The 6,674-nt window shown below is 44.1% G+C and carries 5 protein-coding genes; 2 read left to right on the forward strand and 3 right to left on the reverse strand.

Features of this window, described 5'->3' with window-relative positions; all coding sequences use genetic code 11:
• Positions 1-1,243: 1,243 nt before the first annotated feature.
• A complete protein-coding gene (locus ACYVAA_RS21840) occupies positions 1,244-2,134 on the reverse strand; it encodes a LysR family transcriptional regulator (RefSeq protein WP_460545979.1) in 891 nt (296 codons plus the stop codon).
• Positions 2,135-2,236: 102 nt separating this feature from the next.
• Here ACYVAA_RS21840 and ACYVAA_RS21845 point away from each other — a divergent pair, with 102 nt between their 5' ends.
• Positions 2,237-2,866, forward strand: coding sequence for a LysE family translocator (locus tag ACYVAA_RS21845; protein WP_460545981.1), 630 nt, complete (start codon positions 2,237-2,239; stop codon positions 2,864-2,866).
• Positions 2,867-2,964: 98 nt separating this feature from the next.
• Here the strand turns inward: ACYVAA_RS21845 and ACYVAA_RS21850 are convergent, their stop codons facing one another.
• Together ACYVAA_RS21850 and ACYVAA_RS21855 are read right to left on the reverse strand one after the other, a co-directional pair.
• Entirely contained in the window at positions 2,965-3,795 is an 831-nt protein-coding gene (locus ACYVAA_RS21850) for a glycerophosphodiester phosphodiesterase family protein (protein ID WP_460545983.1), read from the reverse strand.
• Complete coding sequence (locus ACYVAA_RS21855; RefSeq protein WP_460545985.1) at positions 3,792-5,087, reverse strand: purple acid phosphatase family protein; 1,296 nt, start codon at positions 5,085-5,087, stop codon at positions 3,792-3,794. Before ACYVAA_RS21855 ends, ACYVAA_RS21850 begins: the two co-directional genes overlap by 4 nt.
• 177 nt (positions 5,088-5,264) lie before the next feature.
• Between ACYVAA_RS21855 and ACYVAA_RS21860 the strand changes: the two genes are divergently transcribed.
• Complete coding sequence (locus ACYVAA_RS21860) at positions 5,265-6,608, forward strand: PhoPQ-activated pathogenicity-related family protein (protein WP_460545987.1); 1,344 nt, start codon at positions 5,265-5,267, stop codon at positions 6,606-6,608.
• Positions 6,609-6,674: the final 66 nt, after the last annotated feature.

Consider the following 6,674-nt stretch of genomic DNA (forward strand, 5'->3'; position numbering starts at 1 on the left):
GTGTATTTAGGTAATAAGAATGAAACTTCAGCTTTCCTGTAAAATATGATCTGCAGATCTTATCCATCCATTGGGCCGGTTTACCAGCCATGGATCAAAAGTAGAAAGAAAGAATTAAAGCCGATTGAAGGAGAAAACTCTTGAAATGCTACTCAGGCAGTTATATTGCCAATGATAACTAATCGGATAAAAATGCTGATCTGTTGACTGGCTATTTTTATCTGCATCAGCAAAGGTATTAAAAGATATTGTATTACAATTATTTACCTATATAAATAAATATCCCCTCAAAGCATTTGTTTCCCCTTTTTTACAAAAAGAAGCCATAAAAAAAAGTTTAGCAGAAAGTCCCATTACACTCTCAAAGAACTAATCTAGGGCATCAAATATCTCCCGTTGGTGGAGAGATAAAATCGGTTTAAAGCTTTCTTTATCACTGATTACAAGATCGCTTTCTATCGGATCGATAAACGGTAAATGTTTTCTGGTGAATTTGCTGATGCACTCCCCATAACTTTTTGTTCTTCCTTTTACCAGTTCCACTTTGGGGATAGTCTTTAGTAGTTGACAAAAGAAGCCAACGGCTGCATCATGATGCGGCCGTTGTGCATCATACCAAATTTTAAACTCTTATATTTTCTTATCGATCCTCTTCATTGGACATCATTCATTAAGACAAGCCTAATTAATATAATCTCCATGAAGCTTAAAAATATCATCCTCATCAAGTTAATTAATCTGACTATCCGGGATTTTGCACGTAGCATTAATAGAACAAAATACTTGACAGAAATCCTTCTGAAGGCCTTTGGAGCATTCGGTTTTGGGACAGTTGATGGAGGCGTTGAGAAAATGAGTTAGCTCGCGAAGTGGACGAGCGAGATCCACTCATTTTTAGCCTACAGCAAATGGCACAAAATCAAATTGAGACAAACTGATCGTATTCGAAAACGAATTCACTCAATTTGAAGAAGGCTCCGTGGCCTAGATTTTTGGTTCTTTTCATCAATGGAAAAGAACAGAAAACAATAAGACCTTATAAGATTTGGTTACGTGCAACATTGCGTATACACATATTAATTAATAATCCTTTTTCCCATTTCTACACACGGATAAACCAATCCAATAGTACATTTAATCAAACTCTGATCACAATTTGCCTTCAGTTTTTTATACCGGTTCCCTCTAATAAGCTCCCTATTAATATCCCACTTGAGTTAATCAGAACTCCCTCCACTGAAAATCATTGGCTGCTGTCCCAACCTACCGCCACCTCCTTTGAAAGCTCGATTACATTCTTCAAAACCGTCCTATTATCATTTTTCCTCCAATTGACGAAGAGCTGGACCTCATCGGGTAAATTGATAAACCTGACATTGGCCCGTGCGGCAAATTTAAAACTATGCGGAAGGATGGATATGCCCAGCCCCTTGGCCACCAAGTTCAGGATCATCCCTCCAAAATCCGATTCGATATGGATGTTGGGCTCAAAATTGTATTTATGGAACATTCCCCTCAGCAGGGAAGCAAAATAGGTGGAATGGTGCAGGCCGGATAGGATAAACTTCTCGTTTTTCAATTCCTCCAAACCATGGAAATTTTTCTCATTTAGCCAATGTCTTTCCGGAACGACCAGGCATACCCGCTCAGAGAATAATGGAATCGTAGAAATACCCATGTTCCGGATCTTGTCCCTGCTCAGGGCCATATCCACCTGATAATCCAAGAGTAATTTTTCCTGGCTGATATCCACGGGCTCCATGAGTTCTACCTTCAACTCGGGCATCCTTTCGGAAAGCTTTTCCAGCAAGGAGGGCAAAAACACATAGGCAATCGATCCGGGATAGCTTATACTGACCTTTCCGGACTTCCCCTCCCCTATGGTCTTGGCATGCTGGTGGGTACGGTCTATCTCATCGATCAGGTACTCCCAACGTTCCTTAAAAAACACTCCCGCCTCGGTAAGCTTTACATTTCTCTTATTCCTTTCAAAAAGCTTTGTCCCGACCTCTTCTTCCAAGGATTGGATTTTTCGGCTCAGGGAAGATTGGGTAATATAAACCTGCTCAGCTGTCCTCCAAAAATGGAGCTCTTTGGCAAGCACAAGAAAGTAGCGAATCTGTTGCAGTTCCATTGATTCAATATTTGCATTAATCCATCTAAAATTAACATTTTAAATAAAAAATAACTGCATTTTATTTGCAATAAATATAGAATATGAATTAAAGTTAAAATTATGGGAATCATCAACTATCCTACTTTCGTCGCCACGGCCACCTTTTTCATCATGACCCCGGGCATTGACACCATGTTTGTCTTAAACAAATCCATTGGTGAGGGAAGGCGGTCAGGCATCTACTCTACTTTGGGGATCAATGCTGGGATTATTCTCCACACCTTTTTTGCCGCTGTGGGCCTTTCCAGCTTGGTGGCCCAGTATGCCCTGGCCTTCGAAATGATCAAATATTTGGGCGCGGCCTATATCATCTATCTGGGATTTGTAAACATCCTCTCTCGTAAACCAGTGATTAACCTGAAGGAAAAAGCAGCAATAAACAGCTCAAACAACAACAGCTTTCTATCAGGGCTGATCACCAACACCCTTAACCCCAAAGTTGCCCTGTTCTTTCTGGCTTTATTTCCACAGTTTATCGGGAAAGAAAACCTGGGAAGCCCGGTGCCCTTTTTGCAGCTGGGATTGACTTATGCCCTGATAGGCTGTATCTTGTATGGCCTGCTGACCTTATTTGCCGGGACATTTTCTGCCCGATTCAAAGAACACCCCAAAGCAGACCACTGGCTGAAGCGCTTTTCAGGGGTGGTATTCATCCTGATGGGGCTACAATTGGCCTCGGCAAATAAATAATTCTATTAAAACAAATGACCATGTGCTCCATAAAGCAGTCTTCTAAATGAAGTACCGAAGGGCCCAGCTCCTGCCTGCCTCCAGCGGGCAGGTTTCTTTTATTTCAGGCTTACCCAAAATGCAGGCAAATCCGTCTGAACCATATTGGCTCCTAAGCTGAGCCAGTCCTTTTGGCTATGGACATCCACATGGGACTTGAGGGCTTCATCGCGCTCTCCAAGACTGTTGATCCATACCCTCATTCCATATGTTCTTGCCAATGTTATAGTCTTTGGAGAATAAAAACTGGGGTCGATATGAATGGCTACAGGATCCAGTTTTCTGTGGGCCTTTTTAATGTGCTTAGGCTTATAGGCCCTGGGCATTAGCATGGCCTCGGGAATCCGGGATTTGATCTTGCGAAGGACATTCCAGTCAGCATCATAAAAAATGACCTGATCTACCATCCCAAGGGCCTCTACCACCTCAAGTACTTGCTCTACCTGGTCCGTTTTCATGTCCATATCCACCATGATTTTTCCTTTACAAAGCATCAACGCCTCCCTTAAGCTTGGAACTTTCAGATGGGTTTCCTCTCCATTTTTTAATAAGTACAGGCCCTGGACCGTTTCAAAATCCAAGTCCTCTACATGTCCTTTTCCATTGGTGGTTCTGTCCACCGTTCCATCGTGCATGATCACCGGTACGCCGTCAGCGGTGACCCGGATGTCAAGTTCTACCATATCAACCCCTAAATCAATCGCCTCCTGAATCGCCGGAAGACTGTTTTCCGGGTGATGCTCATGGGCTGCCCTATGGGCAATAATCATCAGCTCCTGTGTTTTTAGGAAACGGTCTTGGATTCCTTCTACCTGGCCCTGACTGAAATGGACAATCAGAAGGGTGCAAAAAGTAAGTAGAATACGCTTGGTGCTAAAGGACTTTTTCATTGGTCTTGGATTTGAATTCTTTCTTCCGTAGAAGGTATTTGGTTCACTAAGGTGTTTTCTCCGCTGGCGTTTTTTTCCAGTGTAAAGGCATCATAAAGTTCCCCATTGGCGGTCATGGCCTTAAAAGACAATTGGTCTCCATCCACTTGGATCCACTGGAAAAACTGGGTGTAATAGGCCCTGCGGTCCATCCAGGGATCGTCGGCGATATCATACATTTTGGGACCACTGACAGAGACCACGTACATGGGACCAATCCCTAATTTGTCTACTCCGTTTACATTACGTACCCTCCCCCTGGCATAGGCATGGTCATGCCCCTGAAGGACCAGATCCACATCAAATTCTTCCAATATGGGTTGGATAAAGGCTTTCATGTCCTCATTGTTACGGTTTGGTTTGGTAGAAAATATGGGATAGTGAAAGGTCACCATGGTCCATTTTTTGGGGTTTTCGGACAGCACCTTCCTGAGCCATTCCACCTGGGCCATCCTCTTTTCAGGAATCTCATCAATCTGCTCCGCATCCAGTGAGATCACTTTCAAATCGGGATAGTTGATCTCATAAACCATTTCCTCCAGTCCCTCTGGGCCGTTTTTAGGCAGATTGAACTGGGGCTGCCAATGTTTGGAAAGAAAAACCCCTTTGGCATATTCATGGTTTCCGGGCGTCATCATGACTGGGACAGAGGCATGAATGAAATTCCCGGCTTCAAACCATCCTCCCCATTCATAGTCAGCATCTTCATGGTTGATAAGGTCCCCTGCAAAAAGCATAAAATCCACTTTGGGGAACTGAAAATAAGCTTCCCGGATCACCCTGCTCCAAAGGGAAGAAACATCATTTTGGGCATCGCCAAAATAGATTAAACTCACGGGCCCCTTGGCTTCAGGCATTTTGAACTGAAACCACTCACTCCAGGCTGCCTCATCCCCCACCCGGTAAACGTAGTGCTGACCAGGCTCCAGACCTTCCAGATCTGCCTCATGATAATGGGCCTCTATTAAGGGTTCATCGTCTTCCTGGGTGCTCAAAAAGCTCGTTTTTGCCAATAACCTTGTGGTTTTCTTTTGGAATTCGGGTCCAGGGGTGGCCAAGGCATATTCGAGATAGGACCGGTCCTGACTGGTAGAAGTTCTCCAGTTGATCCCCACTTCCTGTAGGGGATTTTCAGAAAGGTTGAGGATAATTCTGTCAGGCTTGGAAGAAGGCATCAAATGAGCTTTGACCACTGTTTGTACAGTGTCCTTACGGGGTCCTACAGTCCGGGCATAGCCACTTGAAGCAATCATTTGAACAATAATAATCAAACAACTGATTGTCTTTATTTTACAAAATTTCATAAGTCGATTTACGCTTGGTTTTTGAAGGTTTTTCCTTAATTTTAACTGTCGGTATTTTTTTAATTCTTGTACAGTTATATGACTTCCAGCCTATTCGTATGGGCTATTGTTCCATGTTAATTTTATATGAATATGTATCCAAATCCATTGAAACTGCTGGCGGTGATGATCGCGGCGTTTTTTTTCTCCAGTGCCCATGGCCAGCAAAGCAGCTTGGCCCTCGAGAATTACCTGAAGTCCAGCGATTCCGATTATCAAGTTGAATTGGTCGAAAAGGTCCAGGGCAATGCCCTTACCCAATATGAACTAATGCTGACTTCCCAAAAATGGAAAGGCTTAACCTGGAAGCACCGTCTGGTCCTTCTCGCCCCTGAACACATCGAGTTTGAACAAGCCATGTTGTACATTGGCGGGGGAACACTCAAAAACGGGGAACCCCAACGCCGAGACCGGGACAATCAGGTCATAAAAAACCTGGAAAGGCTGGCCATTGAAAACCGGGCGCTCGTTGCCGCCGTCTTTCAAATCCCCAATCAACCCATTTTTGACGGAAAAGTAGAAGATGAGATTATCTCCTATACCCTTCATCAGTACCAGGAAACCGGAGATGAAACCTGGCCTCTGCTATTTCCCATGGTAAAATCAGCCCAAAAAGCCATGGATGCCGTAGTGGACTTTGCCCAAGAGCACTTGAATACACCTATCCAACACTTTCTGCTGACGGGACTTTCCAAACGGGGATGGACCACCTGGCTGACAGGATCCCAAGACCCGCGGGTAAATGCCATCGCTCCCATGGTCATCGATGTGCTGAACATGCCTGTAAGCCTGCAATACCAAATAGCCATGTGGCAGGATTACAGTCCTGAAATCCAAGATTATGTGGACCTGGGCATCCCACAGCAATCCAACACCCCTGCCGGCAAGGCCACCATCACTATGGTAGATCCTTTCTCTTACAGGGAACAGCTCAGCATGCCTAAAATGGTCTTTATCGGTACCAATGACCCCTATTGGCCAATAGATGCCGCCAAAAATTATTGGAATCAGTTGTCCGGTGACAATGAGCTGGTCTATATCCCCAATGTAGCACACGGTTTGGGCGATGGACAAATAGCACTTCAAAACCTGAGTGCCTTTTTTGAATACCAGTGTCTACAAAAATCCCTTCCGGATATTGGAATGGAAATCAATGAACGCCATCAGGGCAAATTGGAAATCAAGCCGACCAGCTCCGGGCAATCTCCAGATTATATTGAGTTGTGGATCGCCTCATCCAAGGAAGACAAGGACTTCAGGGATGAAAAATGGCGGTCTTTTCCCATTAAGGACCTTAGCTATGAGGTAAAGCTGCCCCAAAGGGGACAAAAAGCCCTGTACCTGGCATTTCATTTTACCAGCCCACAGGGAAAATCCTATTATATTTCCAGCAGAATGCTTAGAATTGACGCGCAGGGTATAGTCCCATAATAGAGTAATACGATTATCCGGAATTACACCAGTAAATTTATTTCTCACAGATTCCACAGAATTTCA

It is taken from the genome of Echinicola sediminis (assembly GCF_054777495.1).

Bases quoted from the DNA above. Each gene is read 5' to 3' on its own strand.
- ACYVAA_RS21840 (WP_460545979.1), bottom strand. From the start codon at position 2,134: ATGGAACTGCAACAGATTCGCTACTTTCTTGTGCTTGCCAAAGAGCTC.
- ACYVAA_RS21845 (WP_460545981.1), top strand. From the start codon at position 2,237: ATGGGAATCATCAACTATCCTACTTTCGTCGCCACGGCCACCTTTTTC.
- ACYVAA_RS21850 (WP_460545983.1), bottom strand. From the start codon at position 3,795: ATGAAAAAGTCCTTTAGCACCAAGCGTATTCTACTTACTTTTTGCACC.
- ACYVAA_RS21855 (WP_460545985.1), bottom strand. From the start codon at position 5,087: ATGATTGCTTCAAGTGGCTATGCCCGGACTGTAGGACCCCGTAAGGAC.
- ACYVAA_RS21860 (WP_460545987.1), top strand. From the start codon at position 5,265: ATGAATATGTATCCAAATCCATTGAAACTGCTGGCGGTGATGATCGCG.